The sequence below is a fragment of the Acinetobacter nosocomialis NIPH 2119 genome (genome assembly GCF_000368085.1).
Lineage (GTDB): Bacteria > Pseudomonadota > Gammaproteobacteria > Pseudomonadales > Moraxellaceae > Acinetobacter > Acinetobacter nosocomialis.
In genome coordinates this window covers 1765053-1788041 of record NZ_KB849239.1, presented here as the reverse complement: position 1 = coordinate 1788041, position 22989 = coordinate 1765053, and the positions used below count along the sequence as shown (strand labels likewise).

Annotated in this window: 23 protein-coding genes, 1 tRNA gene and 3 pseudogenes; 21 read left to right on the top strand and 6 right to left on the bottom strand. The window is 36.3% G+C overall.

What is annotated here, in order from left to right:
* Positions 1 to 423: 423 nt before the first annotated feature.
* Positions 424 to 753 carry a hypothetical protein gene (locus tag F984_RS12410; protein ID WP_371508595.1) on the top strand — a complete coding sequence of 110 codons (330 nt, stop codon included), beginning with the start codon at positions 424 to 426 and terminating at the stop codon, positions 751 to 753.
* 36 nt (positions 754 to 789) lie between these two features.
* Complete coding sequence (locus F984_RS12405) at positions 790 to 1335, top strand: glycoside hydrolase family 108 protein (protein ID WP_004709774.1); 546 nt, start codon at positions 790 to 792, stop codon at positions 1333 to 1335.
* Between the two features lie 70 nt (positions 1336 to 1405).
* On the opposite strand, the gene F984_RS12400 is transcribed toward F984_RS12405, so the two are convergent.
* A complete protein-coding gene (locus tag F984_RS12400; protein ID WP_004709773.1) occupies positions 1406 to 2023 on the bottom strand; it encodes a LysE family translocator in 618 nt (205 codons plus the stop codon).
* Between the two features lie 514 nt (positions 2024 to 2537).
* Here F984_RS12400 and F984_RS12395 point away from each other — a divergent pair.
* The 3 genes from F984_RS12395 to F984_RS12385 all read left to right on the top strand — a co-directional run bounded on the left by F984_RS12395 (position 2538) and on the right by F984_RS12385 (position 4286).
* The gene (locus tag F984_RS12395; RefSeq protein WP_002048761.1) at positions 2538 to 2753 is read left to right on the top strand and encodes a cold-shock protein; all 216 of its coding nucleotides are present in this window, start codon (positions 2538 to 2540) and stop codon (positions 2751 to 2753) included.
* A gap of 203 nt (positions 2754 to 2956) precedes the next feature.
* A complete protein-coding gene (locus F984_RS12390) occupies positions 2957 to 3190 on the top strand; it encodes a hypothetical protein (RefSeq protein ID WP_004709770.1) in 234 nt (77 codons plus the stop codon).
* Between the two features lie 271 nt (positions 3191 to 3461).
* Positions 3462 to 4286 carry a pyrroline-5-carboxylate reductase family protein gene (locus F984_RS12385; RefSeq protein ID WP_002048776.1) on the top strand — a complete coding sequence of 275 codons (825 nt, stop codon included), beginning with the start codon at positions 3462 to 3464 and terminating at the stop codon, positions 4284 to 4286.
* Between the two features lie 65 nt (positions 4287 to 4351).
* Here the strand turns inward: F984_RS12385 and F984_RS22495 are convergent, their stop codons facing one another.
* The gene (locus F984_RS22495) at positions 4352 to 4471 is read right to left on the bottom strand and encodes a hypothetical protein (RefSeq protein ID WP_002048755.1); all 120 of its coding nucleotides are present in this window, start codon (positions 4469 to 4471) and stop codon (positions 4352 to 4354) included.
* Positions 4472 to 4956: 485 nt separating this feature from the next.
* Between F984_RS22495 and F984_RS12380 the strand changes: the two genes are divergently transcribed.
* The 8 genes and pseudogenes from F984_RS12380 (at position 4957) to F984_RS12350 (ending at position 11354) form a co-directional block, all read left to right on the top strand.
* A complete protein-coding gene (locus F984_RS12380) occupies positions 4957 to 5415 on the top strand; it encodes a hypothetical protein (protein ID WP_004709766.1) in 459 nt (152 codons plus the stop codon).
* A gap of 292 nt (positions 5416 to 5707) precedes the next feature.
* Positions 5708 to 6052, top strand: coding sequence for a hypothetical protein (locus F984_RS12375; RefSeq protein WP_002048765.1), 345 nt, complete (start codon positions 5708 to 5710; stop codon positions 6050 to 6052).
* Positions 6053 to 6136: 84 nt separating this feature from the next.
* Positions 6137 to 7243: a minor capsid protein gene (locus F984_RS12370; RefSeq protein ID WP_004709763.1), complete on the top strand. Its 1107-nt coding sequence runs from the start codon at positions 6137 to 6139 to the stop codon at positions 7241 to 7243.
* A gap of 48 nt (positions 7244 to 7291) precedes the next feature.
* Entirely contained in the window at positions 7292 to 7615 is a 324-nt protein-coding gene (locus tag F984_RS12365) for a hypothetical protein (protein ID WP_004709761.1), read from the top strand.
* 347 nt (positions 7616 to 7962) lie between these two features.
* Entirely contained in the window at positions 7963 to 8724 is a 762-nt protein-coding gene (locus tag F984_RS12360; protein ID WP_004709759.1) for a COG4705 family protein, read from the top strand.
* Positions 8725 to 9078: 354 nt separating this feature from the next.
* Positions 9079 to 9225, top strand: a pseudogene (locus F984_RS22490) (putative peptidoglycan-binding domain-containing protein); the annotation flags it as partial.
* 524 nt (positions 9226 to 9749) lie between these two features.
* On the top strand, positions 9750 to 10343 hold the full coding sequence (locus tag F984_RS12355) for a DUF4142 domain-containing protein (protein WP_002051046.1): 594 nt from the start codon (positions 9750 to 9752) through the stop codon (positions 10341 to 10343).
* Positions 10344 to 10724: 381 nt separating this feature from the next.
* A complete protein-coding gene (locus tag F984_RS12350; protein ID WP_004709757.1) occupies positions 10725 to 11354 on the top strand; it encodes a hypothetical protein in 630 nt (209 codons plus the stop codon).
* Positions 11355 to 11496: 142 nt separating this feature from the next.
* Here F984_RS12350 and F984_RS23135 read toward each other — a convergent pair.
* The 3 genes and pseudogenes from F984_RS23135 to cysS all read right to left on the bottom strand — a co-directional run.
* Positions 11497 to 11764 (bottom strand): annotated as a pseudogene (locus F984_RS23135) (tyrosine-type recombinase/integrase); the annotation flags it as partial.
* 143 nt (positions 11765 to 11907) lie between these two features.
* Positions 11908 to 11983, bottom strand: a tRNA-Gly gene (locus F984_RS12345).
* Positions 11984 to 12046: 63 nt separating this feature from the next.
* Complete coding sequence (cysS, locus tag F984_RS12340) at positions 12047 to 13468, bottom strand: cysteine--tRNA ligase (RefSeq protein ID WP_004709755.1); 1422 nt, start codon at positions 13466 to 13468, stop codon at positions 12047 to 12049.
* Between the two features lie 214 nt (positions 13469 to 13682).
* Between cysS and F984_RS12335 the strand changes: the two genes are divergently transcribed.
* The 8 genes and pseudogenes from F984_RS12335 to F984_RS12300 form a co-directional block, all read left to right on the top strand.
* On the top strand, positions 13683 to 14660 hold the full coding sequence (locus tag F984_RS12335; RefSeq protein ID WP_004709753.1) for a KpsF/GutQ family sugar-phosphate isomerase: 978 nt from the start codon (positions 13683 to 13685) through the stop codon (positions 14658 to 14660).
* 3 nt (positions 14661 to 14663) lie between these two features.
* Complete coding sequence (locus tag F984_RS12330; protein ID WP_004709751.1) at positions 14664 to 15203, top strand: KdsC family phosphatase; 540 nt, start codon at positions 14664 to 14666, stop codon at positions 15201 to 15203.
* Positions 15204 to 15240: 37 nt separating this feature from the next.
* Entirely contained in the window at positions 15241 to 15789 is a 549-nt protein-coding gene (gene lptC, locus F984_RS12325; RefSeq protein ID WP_002051045.1) for an LPS export ABC transporter periplasmic protein LptC, read from the top strand.
* A complete protein-coding gene (lptA, locus tag F984_RS12320; RefSeq protein WP_002051027.1) occupies positions 15773 to 16321 on the top strand; it encodes a lipopolysaccharide transport periplasmic protein LptA in 549 nt (182 codons plus the stop codon). Before lptC ends, lptA begins: the two co-directional genes overlap by 17 nt.
* The gene (lptB, locus tag F984_RS12315) at positions 16321 to 17067 is read left to right on the top strand and encodes an LPS export ABC transporter ATP-binding protein (RefSeq protein WP_002051056.1); all 747 of its coding nucleotides are present in this window, start codon (positions 16321 to 16323) and stop codon (positions 17065 to 17067) included. Before lptA ends, lptB begins: the two co-directional genes overlap by 1 nt.
* A 273-nt stretch (positions 17068 to 17340) precedes the next feature.
* Positions 17341 to 18807, top strand: a complete 1467-nt coding sequence (locus F984_RS12310; protein ID WP_009498825.1) for a TolC family protein — start codon at positions 17341 to 17343, stop codon at positions 18805 to 18807.
* Complete coding sequence (locus tag F984_RS12305; RefSeq protein ID WP_002051058.1) at positions 18804 to 20939, top strand: type I secretion system permease/ATPase; 2136 nt, start codon at positions 18804 to 18806, stop codon at positions 20937 to 20939. The genes F984_RS12310 and F984_RS12305 overlap by 4 nt, the downstream gene beginning before the upstream one ends.
* A 3-nt stretch (positions 20940 to 20942) precedes the next feature.
* A pseudogene (locus F984_RS12300) lies at positions 20943 to 21560 on the top strand (biotin/lipoyl-binding protein); the annotation flags it as partial.
* Between the two features lie 49 nt (positions 21561 to 21609).
* On the opposite strand, the gene F984_RS12295 reads toward F984_RS12300, so the two are convergent.
* The gene (locus tag F984_RS12295; RefSeq protein WP_016805832.1) at positions 21610 to 22935 is read right to left on the bottom strand and encodes an ISNCY family transposase; all 1326 of its coding nucleotides are present in this window, start codon (positions 22933 to 22935) and stop codon (positions 21610 to 21612) included.
* Positions 22936 to 22989 lie beyond the last annotated feature (54 nt).

Genomic DNA, 22989 nt, shown 5'->3' with positions numbered 1-22989 from the left:
TGGACGACAGAATATAAAATGGCGATAGTAAATCAGTGGTAGAGATCGGCTATCAAAAAATAAAAAATGAATAAAAAAAGCCCGATTCCGTGGATCAGGCTTAATGTTCGTCGATAAAGGGTATCAAGAACATGAAGAATCTAACAAAGAATTTAATGGCTCACAAAAGTTTCCGATATACGGCAGCGTGTTATCTCAACTTTTTGGTCAAAAAAGATATGTCATATATGTATACCAGTTTTAAAAGAAAAAGAACGGCTAGGCTAAGCACGGTTATATAGCAATTTTTTATAAAAATATGAGAAATAACAATGTAGTAAGTATGATTATTTTCAAATTTTAAGTATGAGACAGGATTGAATTATGGAAAATTTTTTAACATTAAATGGACTAGCTTCTATTTTTAAGCTGTATGGTACGGTCATGATGATCGCTTTAGCAGTAAGCTTAGTCGTAGCGGTAGTTTTAATCATGCGTTTCCCACGTTCGCCTCAAGAATGGGTAGTAGGTTTGATTTGTACTATTGTCTCAAGCTTGACTGGTGGTTCATTCATTATCATGAAATGGAACTTACATGAATGGGTGACCGATATATGGGGCATGATCACTTTAGGTGGATTCTTCTTTATTTGTGGCTTACCTGGTTGGGCAATTGTGAGGTGGATATTTAACTTCATTAATAAACAAGAAGGAAAAACTATTGTTGAAGTAATGAAAGACTTAAAAAAAGCAAAAGATGATATTCAAAGTTAATAGCTATCAGCGAGTTATATAAATGAGGACAGGCCCATGAAGGTTGAACAATATCTAGATGCACTTATAAAACGTGAAGGTGGTTATGTAAATGATACGCTTGACTCTGGACATGCCACCAAATTTGGAATTACTCAAGCAGTTGCACGTAGCTATGGATATCAAGGTGAAATGGAGGATTTACCTTTAGAAACTGCAAGAGATATTTATAAAAAGCAATATTGGCTTGAGCCGCGATTTGATCAAATTAATTTGATTAGTCCGATTATCGCTGAAGAACTGCTCGATACAGGAGTAAATTGTGGTCTTGGTTTCACAAAACCACTTCTACAACGTGCTTTGAATTTGTTAAACAGACAAGGAAAAGAGGGATGGAGGGATCTTAAATTAGATGGTGAATATGGGCCTTCTACCTTACAGGCTTTATCACTCTATATTAAAAAGCGCGGTCAAGAAGGGGAAAGAGTGATGGTACGTCTTCTAAATATTATGCAAGGCCAACGCTATATTGAAATTACAGAGAAAAATCCAAAGTATGAACAATTCTTTTATGGATGGCTTGCTAACCGTGTGAGTTTTTAAAAAGACCAACTTGCTTGAGCTGAATACATATAGCAAGTTGGTCCATTCTTCTTTTTATAATACAAATTGTTTATTGAGTAATAAGTAAAATGGCGAGAAGAAAGAAAATACAACCACTCACTTTATTCAGTTTTGCAAAATTATTTCCGGCAAGCATTTTCTCTTTAAAAATTGAAGAAAAATTAGCATAAACTAAATGAATTAAAAATCCGATAAAGCAAAAGGTTAAAGATAAAATGAGAAATTGATTTAATATTTCTTTTTTAATATCAATAAACTGAGGAAAAAGTGCAATAAAAAAGACAATCGTTTTCGGATTAAGTAATGAAGCAAATAGCCCCTGATAAAAAAGTTTTGATTTCTTCACGATTTTATCGTTGTGTTCAGTTTCTATTAAATCTTGAGTAGGAGATTTCTTTATAAAGTTTTTATAACCTAAATACATAAGATAAAAGGCCCCAATAAACTTTAAAACAGTAAAGATGGTGGGGTTACTGGTAATAATGAGACCAACACCACTTGCAGAAATCACAGAGATAATGAACATACCAATGATTAAACCGCTAATACCGAATAAAGCGGTACGAACACCATAATTTATTGAATTTGTTACTGTAAATAAAACGCCTGGTCCAGGGCTAGATAAGGTAAGAAAAGCAATGGTTATAAAAACTAAGAGACCGTTCACGTGGCTACTTCCTGTTTATCATCAATATGTTAAGCTGCACACGTACTTTAAATCAGAATACATGAAGTGTATATATACAAGTCTGTATATTTTATAAAAAAGTAAAATATTTTAGTAAGATATTAAAGTAGTTTTAGAGCGTAAAGAGAGGCTTAATAATTTTCAAAAGATAAAATTTTATCGTATAAAAATAAGATATATTTAATTAATATATTGAAGTTAAAACAATTAACTAAATTAAAAAATAGCATTTAAAATCAATAGATAAGTGATCGTTAGATACGCACAAATTGTGTGGAAAATCAATTAATCAAGATAGAGATTGCAATTCGTTAAGAAGCGTGTATAGTCGACATTAACTACAAAAATATTCATGTTACCCTAAATCTCTCTTTTCGCAGTTTTATTTATAATCCTCCGTATATTATTAGATATTTAAGTAGAGTGTATATTTTTTAGTTCAATTGGAATACCCAATAACAAATGATAATGTTTTTAAAATTAGGATTAATTTATGTCTAATGCTACTGGTACAGTAAAATGGTTTAATGAAACTAAAGGTTTTGGTTTTATTCAAACTGATGAAGGTAAAGATGTTTTTGCACATTTTTCTGAGATTCAAACACAAGGCTTTAAAGTTCTTCTAGAAGGCCAGCGTGTTCAGTTTACTGTGACACAGGGTAAAAAAGGCCCACAAGCTTCGAATATCACAATTGTGACGAATGCTTAAATAACATAATTTGATGATTTTATTTGATTTATTTTTTGGCCATTTGCTCAATTAAATAACATGAAATCATCTACGTAGTTAAAAAACCCACTTCTTCCTTTGTGGGTTTTTTATATAAAATATTAAATAAGTTGATTATTTGTTTTATATAATATAAAAATTAAATTTGTGTTGTATAAGTTAACATTATAACTGGTATAAAAATGGATATTTGTATTGGCGGTATTTTAAACGGTAAAGTAAGAAAAATTAATGAAGATAGTTTCTGTGTTGGAAACCCTCATTCAGATGATATAAATGAGTACCATAAGCAATACTTTCATTTAGGTGGAAAGCTTTTGTCATTTTGGGTATACAGCGAAATAAATTATCAGGAAGCATCACGAATAGCGGAAAGTTTCTTAAAAAAAGAACAAAGATCTTTAAGTGGATGTTAAATAAAACCACTTTAAGTCTGGCAAGTATATTGCTTAAATCAGATAAGCTATAATTAATTTTTAATTACATATTTTTAACAATTTAGTTTAATTTGTTATTCATAACGTCATAAGTAATAGAGTAATCTTAGCTCAAAATAGAGTTTAGTTGTAAAATTAAACTTAACATTCATAAAAATTTATTAAATTTTTATTGTATTAACGGTCCATGACTTAAGTCATAAATAATATTTCTTTTTGTAGTATATCTAAAGGAAGGAAATAATTCTAAATGTTGAATATAGTACAACCAAATATTTGCTTCATCGGTAGTAGTAATTTGTCTTTAGCTTTAATTGGAGGTTTGGTTTTAAAAGGATTTCAAAAAGAAAAAATTAATCTTATAGAGGAAGGAAAGTTTGATAATGAAATCATTCTAAAGCAAAAGCAGCATGAGGTAAAAAAGGCTGATATCGTTGTTCTATTAGTAGACCCAAAAAATCTAAAAGTCATCTTAGCACCATTAAAAAAATGGTTAGCTGATAAAACTATTGTATCGATGATGGCTGGAATTAATATCAAACAACTCATGAATATTACGGGTTCAAAAAAGGTTATAAGAATCATATCTAACCCACCAGTATTAACTTATACAGGTACTCATGTGTTGATTGGTTCAGAGTATCTAGAACCTTTAGATAAAGAGTTAGTTGAGACAATTTATTCAGCCACAGGGCAGACCTATTGGGCAAATTCAGAATCAGAAAGTGATGCCATTATCGCGTTATCGGGTTCAGGCCCAGCGTACTTCTTTTATATCCTCGACAGTATGGTAAAAACTGGTGTTTCTATGGGGCTAGATAAGCAGTTTGCTTTAGATCTGGCACTTCAAGCAGCGTCAGGTGCTGTAGACATGGTGCGTAAAAGTAATGTTCAGCCAAGTGAGTTATGTGGCAAGGTCACATTAGCTAATGGCATTACTGAATCTGCATTACGAATGTTTGAGCTAGGCAATCTTTCCGATGATATTCGACTGGCTTTAAAAGCAGCTTATCATCGCAGTAAAGAAATAAGTCTAGAGATTAATGCTGAAATTGCCAGACATAGCGTTAACTGATGGCTAAGTACCTTTCAATCTTGAGATAACTTAAATTTTGAAAGGTACTTTTCATGCTTAATAAATCATGGAATTTGTAGGAAATATTCCCAAATAACATAGCCTAAGCCAAACCCTAACATTGAATAGAGAGTGATAATAAATAATACAAAACTAGCTTTATTTTTCTTTCTTAAAAAATTCATGTTAGCTACCTCGTGTCTAGATAGTTACTATCATGAAGAAATACAATGTGTAATCATAGATACAGAATTTTTTCAAAAAAATATAACAGATAGATCAGTGTTATAAATTTATCTTTAATTAAGTTTTTTTAAATTATCAACTTAAAGAAAGACAACCGCTATAATGAGTTTTTTCATAGGAAAAGCAATTTAAAAAATAAGTTTCTCATTGATTTATAAAACTATTGTCTTAGAAGAGTATGTCTAAAATAATCATTTACAATTGAAAGAAAACATTTCTAATTAGTTAAAATTATTAAATAAAATTGTGGACCAGTTAACGTAATATGAATTTTTTTGTGGTTCATTCTGGTGCAATTTTACATAATATTGGTAATTTTTACATTGAAAGCTAATTTGATTTCACTCAATTACAATTAATTCTTCATAATCAAAATATGAATTTTTTTATTTTCAATTATTTATAAAAAATTGAGGAGGAAGAAATGCCAAAGTATTTAGCTATAGCGGATAAAGTATATAAGGAAATTAAAAAAGACAATTTATTTACGGACGATATGATTCAAAATTTGAATTGTTTAATTAGCCTGATTCGTAAAGCAATTAAAGGTACTGAGTTCAAACTTAAGTATAATTTTATAAATTTTGAAGAATGCCTAAATCAATTTAATAAAGAAAAATCAGTCCATATAGATTTAAGTTTGATGCCTAAGTTTAAAAATGAAGGCGAGTTTATTTTATGGCTGGCTGGTTTTATTGAACGAATGACGGTAGGCGGAAAGGAAAAGCTGCCTCCAATTTCAAACTATATTCCGAAAGACTTTAAAATGGATAAGACCGAGATTCCAGCAGCTACTGAGCCAAGTAGAGAAGAAAATGCCGAGATGATTATTAATTACTTTAAATCTGAGGACTATATTAAAAATAGTAAACTGTCTTCATAAAATATAGAAGTATTCATCCACCATACTTCTATATCTCGCTGATAGAATTCAGCTACCGCCTTCTGGGGCGGTTTTTTTCTGTTAAAACCGTTAATAGTACATATTTATGCCAATTAAAAATGTCAGAAAATATGGAAATGTTTTATGAGAAAATATTAATGATATAAAAAATAGTGGGTTAAGCAATAAATTGTTATTTTTATTAAAATATTTTTCACATAAAAATACGCTTAAATTACGTATAGAAACATTTACTCGTACATAATTTCCAAAAAAATAGGAAGATAACGAGATGAATGAGAATGCTGAACTCATTAAATATTTAGATATTGCTGAAAATGTATACGCCAATATTTATGAAAAGTACCAGATTACTGATAATCCGGTGACTAATCTTAATAGAGTCATGGCTGAAATTAGAAAAGAAGCTGAGCAAATCAATTTAAAACTAAAATATAGCAAAATTGATTTTGAAGAATGTTTAAGTAAGCCTCTTTCTGAAAGAGAGATAAAAGTTGACTTGAGCTTACTTCCGCGCTTTGAGTATCGTGATGAATTTATTTTATGGTTGGCCAATTTTATTGGAAATATTAGCGTTCAGAAAAAATTTATAAAACAAAATTACCAGTTTAATTAGCTTTTCAAATTTTTAGTTCCTTAAAATTTCTACAGATCAGCATTATAAAAAAATAATAAAGTGCGCCTTTTAGAGGTAACTTTCATGAAGAATATTACTGAAAAATCGCTTTTTGATGTCTTCACACAACATCAAGCCTATCTTTATCGAGCATCTTCCAGATCGGTAAATGAGCTTTTTAGATTTTTTAATACTGAAACAATAGCTATGCTTGATCGTTTGGAGCATTTAATAAAAGAGCTTAATGATACTGAAAGGGCTGCTTTAGCAGGTGGAGAATACACAACTCGTCACCTTAAAAATATTCAACTTGTGATTTCAGATTGGTTTAATTCAATACGTGCTGTTCTACCAGAAATGTTTGCTCATTCGGCAACTAGTTTGGCTGTTTATGAATCAAATTATGTGGCTAAGTTATTTAGTAAAGTCGTTAAAGATTTAGAGGGAGAGCACCTCTATAAATTAATAAAACGAGTTCCATTAGCGGGGGGTGCCTTAGTTGATGAATCCTTAGCTCAAATTAGTGAGAATGCCCTGCAAAGAATTGAATATGCTATTCGCGATGGAATGAATACAGGTATGACACCTCAGCAAATTATTAGGCGTATTACTGGTACGAAACGCCTTAAGTATGAAGATGGATTGCTCAACAGTACCAGAATTGATATTGAACGTATTGTCAGAACCCTGCGGAGCCATATTTCAAATCAGGTCTATTTATATAACTTCAAAAAATTTAATTTTGAATATGTCAGGTTTGTGAGTGTACTTGATGGGAGGACTTCTAAAGTTTGTGCAGCCATTGACGGTTCAATTTGGAAATTGAATGATCCAGCGAAAAGGGTGCCACCTTTGCATCCCAATTGCCGGAGTATTCTGGTTCCTGTTAGTAAGGACGGAAGGCTTATTGGTAATCGGTCTTTTATTATGGATGAAAGAAGGATGCGAGACATCCCTAAAGATGAACGGGCTCAATTAATGGGTCAAATAGATGCAGATATTTCTTTTAAAGAGTTTTTTAAACTGACCGATAATTTTTTCCAAAAAGAATGGTTAGGCCCTAAACGCTATAAATTATATAAAGAAGGGCAATTTGATTTTGACAAATTCTTTGATCCTAAAGGCCGACTTTATACTTTGGATGAGCTGAGGGAGCTCGATGAGCGAACCTTTAAAATACTTGGGCTGTAATTTTAAAGGATAACTTGTTACCCTTGCGCGTGAAATTAAGGTGAGATTATGAAATTTATATTCCTCTTTATGAGCGCGATCACTCTTCCATGCTATGCTGCATCTGAAACTATGGAAACGCATTATTGTTATCTTGTGAAAAATGCTGCAAAAGGTGTTATGGATGCAAGACAACATGATGTACCAGTGATTGAACTACAAGAGATTGCTAGTCATCTTGAAGAAGCAGAGGCAAAAGAGCTTTATCAACAAATTATAGATACAGCGTATTCTTCTAAGTTATTTGAAGATCCTTTAACCAAAACAAAAGCTGTTGAAGACTTTCAAATGATATGGCATGAAAAATGTTTAGCGAAGAGTTCTATAAGCTGAGCTATATAAGTAAATAAGACCTGCTCATGGAGTAGGTTTTTTTATTTAATTCAAGAAAATAACAATAAAAGTATTAGAAAATAAAAACTATAGATGAAGTGAAATGTTATAAAAATGACTACCAAACTTGAGAGTAATAAAGAACAACTTAATATTTATGACATTAAGTTGAAAAAGTTTGTATAACAAAGTGTTTGCAACAAATTAAGAACTCAACCTTTCAATTAACAGATCAAAGTATTCATTATTGGAGAACTTTGTAGTTTATTTTTACTCTTAATTTCAGGTTAAGGCTTGATCTTTTAGATATTGGCCAATCGGTGAGTATGTTTGGAGAACATACAGTGATGAGTCATGAAAGTTTATCTAAAAGTTTAAGTAAAGTTCCAGAAGTTACGTTACTGTTCTGGATCATTAAAATTGCTGCTACCACTTTAGGTGAAACTGCTGGAGATGCGCTATCTATGTCCCTTAATTTGGGATATGGAATTAGTACAGCTATTTTCGCAGTGATATTTGCAGTTTTTGTTGGCTTGCAAATTAAAGCCAAAAAATACAATTCATTTTTTTATTGGGCGACCATTATTGCCACGACCACATTAGGAACGACAATTGCCGACTTTGTTGACCGAACTTTAGGTGTGGGTTATGCAGGCGGAAGTTTAATATTGCTTATTTTATTAGGTCTCTCTTTGTTTGTCTGGTATTTAAGCTGCGGCACAATTTCGGTAAAAAGTATTCAATCTGCTAAAAGTGAAGCCTTCTATTGGCTAACCATTATGTTCTCTCAAACATTGGGAACAGCATTAGGTGATTGGACTGCGGATACTCAAGGGTTAGGGTATACCAGCGCTGCTTTAATTTTTGGTACTTTGTTATTGGTTTTAGCAATCTGCTATTTCTATACCAAAATCTCAAGAACATTATTATTCTGGCTGGCCTTTGTTCTTACTCGACCGCTCGGAGCGGTTTTAGGTGATTTCCTCGATAAACCTATCGCACATGGTGGATTAGAGCTAAGCAGATTTAGCGCATCTTTCGTTTTGTTGGCTTTTATTGTGGTCTGTTTAATGGTCTTTAAACCTAAAGCAGCAGAGACAGCACATTAACTTAATTGTTAAAAAAGGCTGCATTATTCTGTTGGAGGATGTGGTCTTTTTTTATTTGAGCGCAAAAGGTTAAATGAAATCTTGTTAACATTTTATTTTGGACGTAAAAAAGCCCTTGCTCGAAAGCTAAGGGCTTAGTCATTCATTGATCTAGCAATGAACTATATAAGGCTCATCTCATACTGAGGCCAGTATATATGAAATTGAGTCAATAAAGAAGGTGATGTATAGCCTCTTGAAGAGCAACCAAGCCAAACAACTTTATCAAGAGCTTATCAAACCTCATGTTCTTCAAAGCTATTCGAAGGCTCTCTCATTAAGTCCAACGCTATCGAAAATTTCCAAACCACAACACTGGCTAAGCGCGGTAAAGAAGTAGAGAAGGTATTAGTTCGGGTTCTTAATATCATGCAAGGCCAACGTTACATCAAAATTTGTGAGCGAAATCCCACGCAGGAACAATTCTTTTATGGTTGGATCGCTAACCGCGTTTCACTATGAAGTTTCTGATTTCGCTGTGTATTCTACCTTCAGGTTGCACAGCTCATACGATATCTACAAAAGTGCATGTCATTGTTTGTGTGCAGTGTGTGAATTAAAGCCTTTAGGAAAATGCTTTTTTATAGATGGGCGAATAAGTTAAATTGGTTTAAATTTTCTTTAAAATATATTTAATTTTAGCTTTAGTATCTATAAGTTAATATAAAGAGCTTTATTGTTATTTTCGTAAAAATAAAAATTAAAAATTGTTTTTAAGCTAATGTTTTTTAAAATTATATATATTTTATATTTACATTAATAAGATTGGATACAGAGGCATGATTTATTATTAAATTTATATCATCTACTTTAAATAAGCTATTTACCCTTTGCGAAGAATATTCAACGAGCGGTATAAATATGGTTGAGTGAAATAATGAATAAATAACCCCAACCTTGAATTTACAAGTAGGGATATAGATTGGAAATGTGAAAAAGCTACCCATAGGTAGAAATACTCATGAATTAAGTTAAAGGATATTGGTATGAAAGCTATTTTAACGAAGAAAATTATTAGCTGTATCGCAATTAGTGGTGTTTTAAGCTTCAGTGCATTTGAGATTATGGCAGCGAATCAACAAACTATAAATGATGGTAAGAATCACTCTAAAATATTAAATGAAAACCATGAAAATTTGACTGATAGTCAAATTTTCAAGATATTAAGTACAGCTAATAATGGTGAAATTAAGCAGGCAAAAACTGCACTGCCAAAACTAAAAATGGATGAAGCTAAGAAATATGCTGAAATGATGATTAAAGAACATTCAGCCAATGAAAAAAATGCACAAGCGTTGGCAAGTCGGTTACAGTTGATTTCACAAACCAGTAATCTTAGTGAATCATTGCAAAATGATAGTGATAAAATTGTTAGTAAGCTTAATCAAGTAACATCAGATACTGATAAAAATTACATGATGAGTCAAGTTAAAGTTCACCGTAAAGTTTTGACGATAATTGATAAGCAGTTAATACCAAACACGAAAAATTCTGAATTAAAAAATATGCTCGTACAAACACGTGATGCTGTTGCGAAACACCTAAAAGCAGCTGAAGATATATTTAAAAAGATAAAATAATATACAATTGGTATCTTTAAAAAATACATTTAAAAAGCCTAGTATTAATTAACTAGGCTTTTTTAAATTGCATATCATAAAATCATAATTTCCTTCAGAGCAGTGTAAAACTAGAATGTTATGGGTAATGTTTAATCTAGCGAAATATAATGATTATGGGATAAAGAATGATATAATTGTGAAGACTATTTGAATAAGAATTTTTATTGATGAGAAATACTTTTTATTAATTAATAACATCTCCTTACTTAATAGGGGTATTTGTGAAACATAGCTAAACTAAAGGTGAATTATAATAATTATCAAGCATATTTCAAAAGTTCTTTTAATATTCTAGCTCTTTTGAAAGATACTAGATTTTAAAATATAGGGAGTAAGAAAATGGTAAATACAAAACAATCAAATTCAATTGGTAATCATACGACTCAAAAAGAGCCATCTTCTAATGGTAATGTATCAAATAGCAAACCATTACAAGACATTTCAACCACAATTGATAATGCCCGTCCAGATTTAAACTCTCCACCGACTAATAACAATCATGTACCCGATATGAATGAAGGTGGAGAGAATTTGGTTGCTACAGGTGCAGGAACCTTGGGAGGAGCGGCGGTAGGTGCTGCATTTGGTGTTGCTGGCGGCCCTCCAGGTGCTGTTGTTGGGGGGATTATTGGTGGTGTGGTAGGGGCAATAGCAGGTAATGATATAGCTCAAACAAATAATCAAAAAGATGATAGTAATGACTGGCAAGAAGAAGATAATTATTGGCGAGAAAACTATAAAAAAATGCCATATTATATTGAAGACAAGAATCTAGAATATGATCGTGATTATCGGAGGGCTTATCGTTTAGGTTATGAAAATCGTGTAGATAATAATGCAGAAATTAATTTTTCCGAGGTTGAATCTAAATTGAAAACTAAATGGGAACAAGTTAAAGGCAGTTCACGTTTACAGTGGGAGGAAGCTAAATTTGCTGTAGAAGATGGATTGAAAAAAATTCATCCTTAAGTCATTTAATACTTAGAAAGTCTCCTCAATGGGGGAGACTTTGCGATAATATACTTTTAAGCTAATTTTTTAATTTCAATATCAATAAAAACTTAATGATGGGTTTAATCATAAAATATTAATTATATTTTCATTATTCTTTTTTCTTTAGGCATTTAAGTATTTGAACAATTAAGCGGGCACTCTTCATTTTTCTGCCTTCTTCTTGATAGTACTGTTCAAAAGGTCATAGAAGGAGATATGGATTTTTTCAGACTCAGGATTAGCCAGTTAAGATTGTAATTCTAATAATTTTTTAGTGGCCCATTGTTCACACTCACTCGCTGTATCTCGAGTAGCCGTATAACGTTTGCCCTAGATAACGAATATTGATGCGCCACGCTGTCCCCGCGTTTAACTGGCTTTTGCATAATAACACTCCAAATTTCATGGTGTTGCAACGGAAATATAAAGCGTTTTTTAATGCGAATTTTGACTATTTTGAGTAGTCAAAGCTAACCAATAGAGAATAAAAAACCACCTAATTCTTTCGAATTAAGTGGTTTTTAAATTTTGGAGCGGGAAACGAGACTCGAACTCGCGACCCCAACCTTGGCAAGGTTATGCTCTACCAACTGAGCTATTCCCGCAATGTGAGCACATTATAGAGTGTTTCATTAAACTGTCAACACTCTTGTGATCTAATTGAACGTTTAATCAGCACGACGCCAAACTGTACCTTGACGGGTGTCTTCGAGAACTACGCCTTGTTCAAGTAAAGACTGACGAATAGCATCTGCCTTCGCAAAGTCTTTAGCTTTTTTAGCATCAACACGTTGTTGAATGAAATCTTCAATTTCAGCATCAGACAAAGCAAGTGCTTCTTGTCCAATATCTGATTTTAAGAAATCATCTACATTGTGTTGTACCAAACCTAAAATGTTGGTGAGGTGACGTAATGTCGAATAAAGCACAGTCGCTTGGTCAGCTTGTTCTTCTTTTACAGCACGGTTTAACTCTTTGTTGAGTTCAAACAATACAGCCATTGCTTCGGCAGTGTTGAAATCATCACACATTGCATTGTTAAAACGTTCAATAAAGCTTTGATCAAGCGTTTCAGTTGTCGTTTGACCATATGCTTGTTGATAAGCTTTAAATGAATGATAGAAGCGAGTTAAAGAAGTTTTTGCTTCTTTGAGTGCCACATCAGAGAAGTTCACAGGGCTACGATAGTGTGAAGACACAATAAAGTAGCGGATCACTTCAGGGTGGAACTTCTCCATCACGTCACGAATCGTAAAGAAGTTGCCTAAAGACTTAGACATCTTTTCGCCATCAACGTTAATAAAGCCAACATGCATCCAGTAATTCACATACTGCTCACCAGTTGAGGCTTCACTTTGTGCAATTTCATTTTCATGGTGTGGGAACATTAAATCTGAACCACCACCATGAATGTCAAAGTGGTTACCTAGGCAGCAAGTTGACATTGCAGAACATTCGATGTGCCAACCCGGACGGCCATTACCCCAAGGGGATGCCCAAGACGGTTCATTTTCTTTGGCATGTTTCCAAAGCACAAAGTCAAAAGGATGTTTCTTTTCAACTTCTACATCGACACGCTCACTCGCGCCAGCTTGCATGTCATCAAGCTTACGGCCAGAGAGGCGACCATATTTTTCAAATTTGGTGACTTCAAAATAAACATCGCCGTTTGAAGCAGGGTAAGCAGCGCCTTTATTGACCAGATTGCCAATCATGTTTTGCATCTGGTCGATATATTCAGTCGCTTTCGGTGCTTCATCTGGTGCCAAACAGCCTAAGTTCGCTGCATCTTCATTCATGGCATCGATGAAACGCGTGGTGAGCTGTTGGATTGTTTCACCATTCTCATTCGCACGTTTGATGATTTTGTCATCAATATCGGTAATGTTGCGAATGTAGCGGACTTTCCAGCCTTGACTGCGCAAAAAACGGATAATGTAGTCAAATGCAACCATAACTCGAGCATGCCCGATATGACAGTAGTCGTAAACGGTCATACCGCAGACGTACATATCGATGTGACCTTCTTTGCGAGGTACAAATTCAACTTTTTTTCGTTGCTCAGAGTTATATAAAACAAACGGTTGCATAAGGGTTTTCAAACACTCAACAAAAATAGTGTTACATCATAACTGATGCATCATTTTTAACAAAGTTTTATGCATGAATTTTATAAGCTTGTGAAATCTTATACATTTAAAAACGTGTAACTGATTGAGTTATGCTAGAATGCCCCCAAATCTTTTGATTAAAATCACCGATCTCAATTAAGAGATCAGATCAATTATTTTGAGTCAAACTCGTATGCCTAATCCTACAGATTTCCAAAGCAGTGCATTAGCTACATTGCGTATTGAGCAACAAGCCATAGATGTATTAGCAACACAAATTGATGACCGTTTTAACCGTGCTTGCGAAGTACTGTTGCAGTGTAAAGGTCGTGTTGTGATTACAGGTATGGGTAAATCTGGGCATATTGGTCGAAAAATGGCGGCAACATTTGCCTCTACAGGTACGCCGTCTTTCTTTATGCATCCTGGTGAAGCGGGCCATGGCGATTTAGGTATGCTGGTTCGCGGTGATGTACTTATTGCAATTTCCAACTCAGGAAAAAGTGATGAAATCATGATGCTTATGCCGCTTATTAAACATCTCGGCGTACCGATGATTACGATTAGTCGTGATGATAAAGGCCCAATGCCGCAAAATGCTGATATCGCTTTAACTCTAGGTGAGTCGGATGAAGCTTGCCCTTTAGGCTTAGCTCCTACTTCAAGTACGACAGCGACTTTGGTTTTAGGCGATGCTTTAGCGGTTGCTTTGCTTGAAGCACGCGGTTTTACTGCTGATGATTTTGCACGTTCGCATCCTGCAGGGGCATTAGGTAAGCGTTTACTTTTACATGTAAAACATTTAATGCATACAGGTGACGAGTTACCAAAAGTTTCACCTGAGACTCCAATGAATCAAGTGCTTTACGAGATTTCAAATAAGCGTTTAGGTTTAACGACAATTGTTGATGAACAAGACCACTTGCTTGGTATTTTTACAGATGGAGACTTACGTCGTCTCATCGATAAACAGCAAGGGTTTGATGTGAATTTACCTGTGTCTGAGGTCATGACCAAAAGACCGTCAACTATTTCTCAAGAAGCACGTGCTGTAGAAGCGTTACAACAACTTAACCAGAAAAAAATCAGTCAGTTTGTAGTGGTCGACGACCAAAATAAAGTGATTGGTGTAATTAGTATGCATGATCTTATTCAGGCAGGGGTGAATTAATCCATGGCATCGTATGCATTGTTAGAACAAGCACGTCATTTGCAGGCATTGGTTCTGGATGTTGATGGTATTTTAAGTGATGGCTTTGTGACATTAACCAACACGGGCGATGAAATTAAATCATTTGATATCCGTGATGGTTTGGGCATGAAACTTGCGCAACAAGCGGGTATGAAAGTCATCATTATTACTGGTCGAAAAAGTAATATTGTTGATAAACGCATGTCTGATTTGGGGGTAGACCTCGTTTTTCAGGGTCGTGAAGACAAAGGCTCAGCACTTCGTGAAGCATGTGCACAGTTTAATATTTTGCCTTCAGATTGCTTATATATGGGCGATGATTGGCCGGATCTTTCAGCATTTGCGATTGCGGGAATGAGTGTTACCGTTCCAAACGGACATGAAGAAGTGCGCCGCCGTGCGCACTTAGTGACCCAAGCAATGGGTGGTCGTGGAGCTGTTCGTGAAGTCTGTGATATGTTGCTGATCGCAAAAGGCATTTACCAAGAACTTCTTGAAAAATATCTTGCAGTACCGCATTAATAACAAGATTACTTAAAAAGGTAGGCTATTCCTGCTCATGGATACCAGAGTTTTATATATTGTTGCTGTAGTAGTTGCTGCTGTGAGTGGTGGTTATTACTACTATAGCGGCAAGGCAAAAAAACTGGACATTGGTTCGGCGAAGAATATGACGTATTCGGCGCAGGGCGTCCATTTGACTCAAACTGATGACAAAGGCAATTTGTATATTCGTGCTGAAGTTCGTCAGCTTGAGCAGGATATGCAACAAAAAACGTCAAAGTTGGATCAGCTTAACGCCTCTATGTATAAATTAGGTAAAGTTGATGCAACATTCTTTGCTAAACAAGCTTATGGATATGATGATAATCAAAAGGTTGTGTTATCGGGCGATGTGGTCGCAACCAAGATTGCACCTCAAGGAACTATTGAGTTCCAAACCGATGAACTAACAGGTTATCCAAAAACCAGAGACATTGAAACAAACCATCAAGTGGTTGTTCAGTCTCCACAAGGCGAGTTTGTGAGTAAAGGATTAAAAGGCAATTTGAATAACGGTCAGTACGAATTTTTTAATATTCGAGGAAAGTATGCACCAAAGTCTTAATTTAAAACGTTCTTCAGCTTTCCTAAAACAAGCTGCGGTAATTACATTCGTTGCTTTATCATCTGCTTCGACTTTTGCTTTGCCGTCTGACCGTAATCAACAAATTTCATTGGTCGCAGACCGTGCAACTTATAATGACAAAACTGGTTTGACCACTTACACGGGTAATGTTGTGATTGAGCAAGGTACGATGAAGCTTCAAGCTGACTCAATTGTTGCCAATCTAAACTCGAAACGTGAAATTCAAGTGATTACTGCCAAAGGCCGACCAGCTAAGTTCCAACAGCAAATTAATGCCAATAAAGGTGTTGCACGTGGTGAAGGGCAAACGATTGTCTATAATGCAGATACAGGCATTATTACTCTGTCTGGCGGCGCATACTTATACCAAGATGGTTCAAGTATTCGTGGTAACTCTCTGAAATATAGTATGAATAAAGGTGATGTTGAAGCTCAAGGTTCTTCTTCAAACCGTGTACAAATTATTATTCCACCTTCAAGTTCTAAAAGTTTCCCAGGAGCGCGTGACTAATGCAGCAAGCTCTTCAACAACCGCAAACTTTGTGTATTAAGCACTTAGCCAAAAACTATAGTAAGCGTTGGGTTGTCAAAGACGTCTCTTTTAGTATGCAAAGTGGACAGATTGTTGGTTTGCTTGGTCCTAACGGTGCCGGAAAAACGACCAGTTTCTATATGGTCGTTGGGCTTGTGCGTATGGATAAGGGCGAGATTCATCTTGATGACCTCGATATGTCAGACTTAGCGATGCATGAGCGTGCGCGTAAAGGTATTGGTTATTTACCTCAAGAAGCTTCTATCTTTAGAAAGTTGACGATTGCTGAAAATATTATGTCGATCTTAGAGACGCGTAAAGATTTGAATAAGCAACAACGCCAACAACGTCTTCATGAGTTGTTAAACGACTTTAAAATTAGTCATATTAAAGATTCATTAGGAATGAGTGTATCGGGTGGTGAACGCCGCCGTGCGGAAATTGCGCGTGCTTTGGCAGCAGACCCTAAATTTATGCTATTGGATGAGCCATTTGCGGGTGTCGATCCAATTTCAGTGGGCGATATTAAAGATATTATCCAAACATTAAAAGATCGTGGTATTGGTGTACTCATTACCGATCACAACGTTCGTGAAACTTTGGCAATCTGTGAACGTGCTTATATTGTAAGTGAAGGCTCGGTAATTGCTGAAGGCACACCGCAAGAAATTTTAGACAATGAACAGGTACGTAAAGTCTATTTGGGTGATGATTTTACAGTTTAATTAAAGTCATTAATCTAATTGGTTAAAAAGAGGTCAAGGCCTCTTTTTTGTTTTTTGATGTTTTATAAATAAAAACAACTACATATACCACTCATTTAATAAAAAAATAATGTGTGATTTATTCGACCAATTATGCTGTTTTCGTTGAAAAACTATGTAGAATGGAGATGCTTTTAAACGATAACAAACAAGATCAACAAGATAAGCATGATTGGATATAACCAGAAAAGAGTGAAAGGGAAATGTAGAAAGCAGGCTTTCCTGAAAGGGCTGATGCTTTTAAGTACACTACATGTTCCTGTTGTGATATACGCTGCTAAACCAAGTGAGCAATACCACACCCTGAAAGAAAACTTGTCACAACTTTTTGTCCCTAAAAGTAGTGATGATTTTAAAGTTGCCAAGATGCACGAGCTTAGTAATTTCAAGCTAGATCGTTCTATTGTGCAGGAATTTCCAACTGTTCAACTTAATGATAAGTCGGCTTCATCTTTTTCCAACTTGCCATCTCGAACGATGACATTGCAAGATGCGGTAAAAATTGCCATTCAGCGTAGTCCAGATATTTCACAATCTATTGCAACTTTAGCAGGTCAAAATTCAGGAGTTGATGTTGCTAAAGCCGGTTACTATCCCCAGCTGGCTGGAGGAATTTCAACTGGTGATTTAAGCACTGGCGAGCGTGGTAGGCAGCTACTCACTTTAAGTGCTACTCAAATGCTCTATGACTTTGGTAAGGTCAAATCAGGTGTGAATGTTGAACAGGCTAAAGTTCAGGTTGAACAAGCGAATGTTTTAGTCAGTGTTGATACTCTAGCTTTGGATGTTGCACAAACTATTGTGAATATTCAGCGTTATCTTCAACTTAATAAAATTGCTGAGCAGCAAATTGCCGGTATTCAACGCATTCAAGACATTGCTAATCTACGAGCAAACGCTGGTGTCGCGAGTCAGGCAGATCCAATTCAGGCGCAATCATACTTACAAGCAGCGCAGTCGACCTTAATTGCGCAGCAATCATTGTTACGTCAATATCAACAGCATTTAAGAACGTTACTCGGTGCAGATGTTACTCGCACTGGTTGGATTATTTCAGAAGACCTCGTGAAGCAATCTGACCTTTATGGTGAACCTGAGTTTAATACTATTCCTAAAATGATTGCCGCACAGGCAAGTGTAGAGGTTGCTAAAGCACAAAAAGAACAAACCCGTTTAACACGTTATCCGACCTTAGCTGTTAAAGGCTCGGTCAGTCAGGCGATTAATGGTAAAAATCCAAATAATGATAAGGATGATGGCTTATATAGTTCAGTCATGTTGGAAGCAACAAGTCAGTTTTATCAAGGTGGTGCAACCGCTTCACAAGTAAAAATGGCAAGTTATGCTGAAGAAGCGGCTAAATCTAAAGTCAATTCCGTTTATCTGGATGTGCTGGATCAAATTAGAACAAGTCGTGAACAAATTGAAAATAAACAACGTCAAATGCAGGTTTTGGCAAGTCGCCAAGCAACGACGGTTCGTACACGTGAACTCTACCAAGAGCAATATAAGCTCGGTACCCGTTCACTGGTCGATTTATTAAATGCTGAACAAGCCATTCATAGTGCCAACTCAGAACTCGAATCAGCACGTTATGACATTTATAACAGCATTGTTCAATACATTGCAGCAACAGGACGTTCCCGCCAAGCCTATGGCTTAAATAATATTTCAATTCAGGGGTTCGAAGTACAACCATGATGACAAAAATAAATTACCAGCCTTGGTTACAGGCGGTCTTAACTATTGCCAAACACTACCGAATCGAACCGTCAGAAGAAAGAATTCGTTTACAACTCGACTGGAACCAAAACCAGAATCTAGATGATGTATTGCAATTAATGACGCGTCAGGTCGGTCTTAATCTTCGTAAAGCACCATTTTCTTTAGACTTATTAAACCCATGGCGTTTACCGGTTATGGTGGAGTTTAATGATGGACAAGTCGGTGTAATCGATAAAGCAGATACGCAAGGTAATGTGAGCATTCAGTTTAGTGGAGATCAAGGTCTTTCACAAAACTTATCTTTAGACGTACTAAAAACGACACTTAAAAATGTCTATATTTTACGCCCTGAAACGTCTATTCCAGACGCCCGTATTGATGAATATATCAAGCCATACGAAGCTAACTGGTTCTGGTCGATTGTTTTAAGAGACTGGAAACGTTATATCGATATTATGTTTGCCTCTTTAATTGCCAATATTTTGGCATTGGCAACCATTATTTTCTCAATGCAAGTCTATGACCGTGTTGTGCCATCTCAGTCAATCCCAACCTTATGGGTGCTGGCAGGTGGTGTACTCATTGCGGCTCTTTTCGAGTTTACCTTACGCGTTTCGAGAGTGTATTTATCCGATATTATTGGTAAGCGTGCCGACTTACGTGTCTCAGACCGTGTATTTGGCCATGCTTTACGTATCAAAAATAAAGATCGCTCTAAATCTACCGGTAGTTTTATTTCCCAGATTCGTGAACTCGAAGGTGTTCGTGAGTTAGTAACCTCAACTACTATTAGTGCAATTGCCGATTTCCCATTCTTTTTCTTGTTCCTGATTATCTTTGCGATTATTGGAGGAAAATTATTCTGGGTTATGTTGCTTGTTGTGCCGCTTATGATTTTGCCAGGTGTTCTAGTACAAAAGAAATTGGCTCAACTTGCACAAGAAGGTATGAGAGAGTCTTCAATTCGTAACGCAATACTTGTAGAAGCAGTACAGGGTATTGAAGATATCAAGCTATTACGTGCTGAATCACGTTTCCAAAACCAATGGAACCACATGAATGAAGTTTCAGCCGACATTGGTATGAGACAGCGTAAAATTGTTGGTACTTTAATGGCTTGGACCCAAATGGTTCAGGGCTTAACTTACGCTATTGTGGTGTTAGTTGGCTGTTTTGCGGTAATGGATGGGGAAATGACCACGGGTGCGCTCGTTGCGTGTTCAATTCTTTCTTCACGTATGTTGGCACCGATTGCCCAAATTACAGGGGTATTAGGTCGTTTACAGCAAGCAAAAGTTGCTAAACAAAGTCTTGATGAACTCATGCAACGCCCAATTGATCAGGCTGATCGTGCACATTTGGTTCATAAAGCTGTTTTAAACGGTAATTACGAATTAAAAAATGTCATGTTCCAATACGGGGATGATGACCCAAAACCAAGTCTGGCAATTCGCCATTTGCAAATTCGTGCGGGTGAAAAGATTGCAATTTTAGGTCGTAATGGAGCAGGTAAATCGACATTACTTCAACTCTTATCTGGCATGCAATCTCCGACTCAAGGTGCTGTGCATCTGGACGGTTTAGATCTGTCTTTAATTGACCCATCCGATGTACGTCGTGATATGGGATTACTCAACCAGAATGCTCATTTATTTTACGGAACAATCCGTGAAAACCTGACCTTAGGTGCGCCACTTGCGACCGATGAAGATATTCTTCGTGCTTTGGTCGTGACAGGTGCATTACCTTTCATTCAAGAGAAAAAAGAAGGGCTGGATCACCTCATTTTAGAAGGTGGTGTCGGTTTCTCTGGTGGTCAAAAACAAGCTTTATTACTTGCACGTTTATTAATACGTCAACCGAATATTCTATTACTCGATGAACCAACAGCAGCCATTGATGATGTTGCCGAGAAGCAACTCATTGATCACCTTAAAGGATGGTTGGCGCATCGTACATTGATTGTGGCAACACACCGCCGCGCTGTTTTAGAACTGGTCGATCGTATTATTGTCGTGAATGAGGGCAAGATCGTGATGGATGGACCAAGAGATCAAGTACTTAATCAATCAACAGCCCAACAAAAACAAGTAAGCCAAGGGGGATAATTCATGAGCGAACAACAACAAGAACTCACCCGTTCAATGAATGTATCTTATAGTGAACCACCATTACCACGTGCCAGTTTGGTCATTTGGATTGTGGGGATTGGACTCGTTATTTTCTTTATTTGGGCATGGTTTTTCCAATTAGAAGAAGTGTCTACAGGTACAGGTAAAGTCATTCCATCATCTAAAGAACAGGTTATTCAGTCTTTAGAAGGCGGTATTTTAACTAAATTAAATGTACAAGAAGGTGACATTGTTCAAAAAGGACAAATCCTTGCTCAGTTGGACCCGACTCGTTTTGCTTCGAATGTAGGTGAATCAAGATCTTTATTAATTGCAGCTCAGGCAACAGCGGCACGTTTGCGTGCAGAAGTGAATGGTACACCGTTGGTTTTTCCTGAAATTGTAGCGAAAGATCCGAAGCTTGTACGCGAAGAGACTGCTTTATATGAGTCTCGCAGAGCTGATTTACAGCAAACGCTTTCTGGCTTGAAGCAAGCATTACAGTTGGTTCAACAAGAATTAGCGATGACTGAACCTTTAGTTGCCAAAGGCGCTGCCAGTGAGGTTGAGGTTTTACGTTTACGCCGTGAAGCAAATGATTTGCAAAATAAAATGAACTGTTATTCCTAAGTAGAAATGTCCTACCTTAAAACCAAATAGAAATGTCCTATACCGACATTTCCAAGTCAAGCACAGGATTCAGATTTCGTTCTTTGATTACTGTTTTCTGTGCACGTCTGCTTGGCATCTTTTGAGAACGATTGCGTTTATTTTGTTGTTCTAGTTCTTCATGCTGCTGTTGAATATGGGCTAATACAGAACCCAAACGTTTATTTTCAACAATCTCTCGCTGGTTGAGCTGACTTAATTTATCGAAGATGCTGTAATTGATTTTTCTTCCCTGATATTCAATCGCGACTGTACTATTCGGGTATTCCAGAAACTCAAGATACTTGCCAATCAATCTTTGGTTTTCTTCCGTGTTTTCCAAGAGATATACGCACTTATCATAAGTGATCGTCAGGCTATTCGTGACTCTGCGGGGTTCACGCCAGGTAAAAATATCATCTAATTCTTCGGCTGTTTCAGTGACAGTCCGGTGTAGATCCTTGGGATTAAAGGCCATCTTGGCAAACTTCTGATTGAACTGCTCAATGAAGCAGGGTAGCCAGGCATTGGCTTCGGCAATCGAACTGATGCCTTCCAGACGCATTTCTTTGATCAGACGGTCCTGAAGCGTTCTATTGGCTCGTTCTACACGGCCTTTGGCCTGTGGTGAATTAGCGAAGATAATATCGATATTCAGGGTGCTGAGTACGCGCCCAAACTGGGTAATCTTGGTGTCTTTCTTACTGCTTTGATTCACCCTGAAGACTGAATGTTTATCGCTGTAGAAGGCTAAAGGCTTACCATGCTGCTCAACATACAAACGTGTTGAAATCATATAGTCAAAGGTTGATTCTGACTTACAGAAGCGTAAATGCTGTAATTTGCCTGTGGCATCATCGATAAATACCAGCAGACAGCATTTAGGGGCTCGACCTTCAAACCAGTCATGGTGTGAGCCATCGATTTGGATCAGTTCACCATAACAGTCCCGGTTATAACGAGGCTGATACGGGCGTTTCAGACGCTTGGCACGAGGAGTCCATAAATCGGCTGCAATCATCCAGGAACGCAGTGTTTCCACTGAAATATCAAAGCCATGAACGGTGGTGAGCTTTTCATGCGCTAAAGTGGGTCCGAAACCATGCAGTTGATCAGAAACAATATTGAGGCACTTGAGTCTGAGCTCTTCAGGAAGCCTGGAATTGCTGATTTGACCACGACCGGCATGGGCTAATGCAGCTGGGCCTTGAGCTTTGTATTTTTGCAATAAACGCCTGATCTGACGCTCTGAAATATGAAGTAGCTGAGCAGCTTGGGACTGGGTTATGCGTTGATCACAGATTTCCTGCAAGACCGACAATCGTTTAAGTTCTTTATCCGACATAGACACCAACATATCAAACCGTCCGCTAAGGAAATTGCAAAAGTGCATATTCTA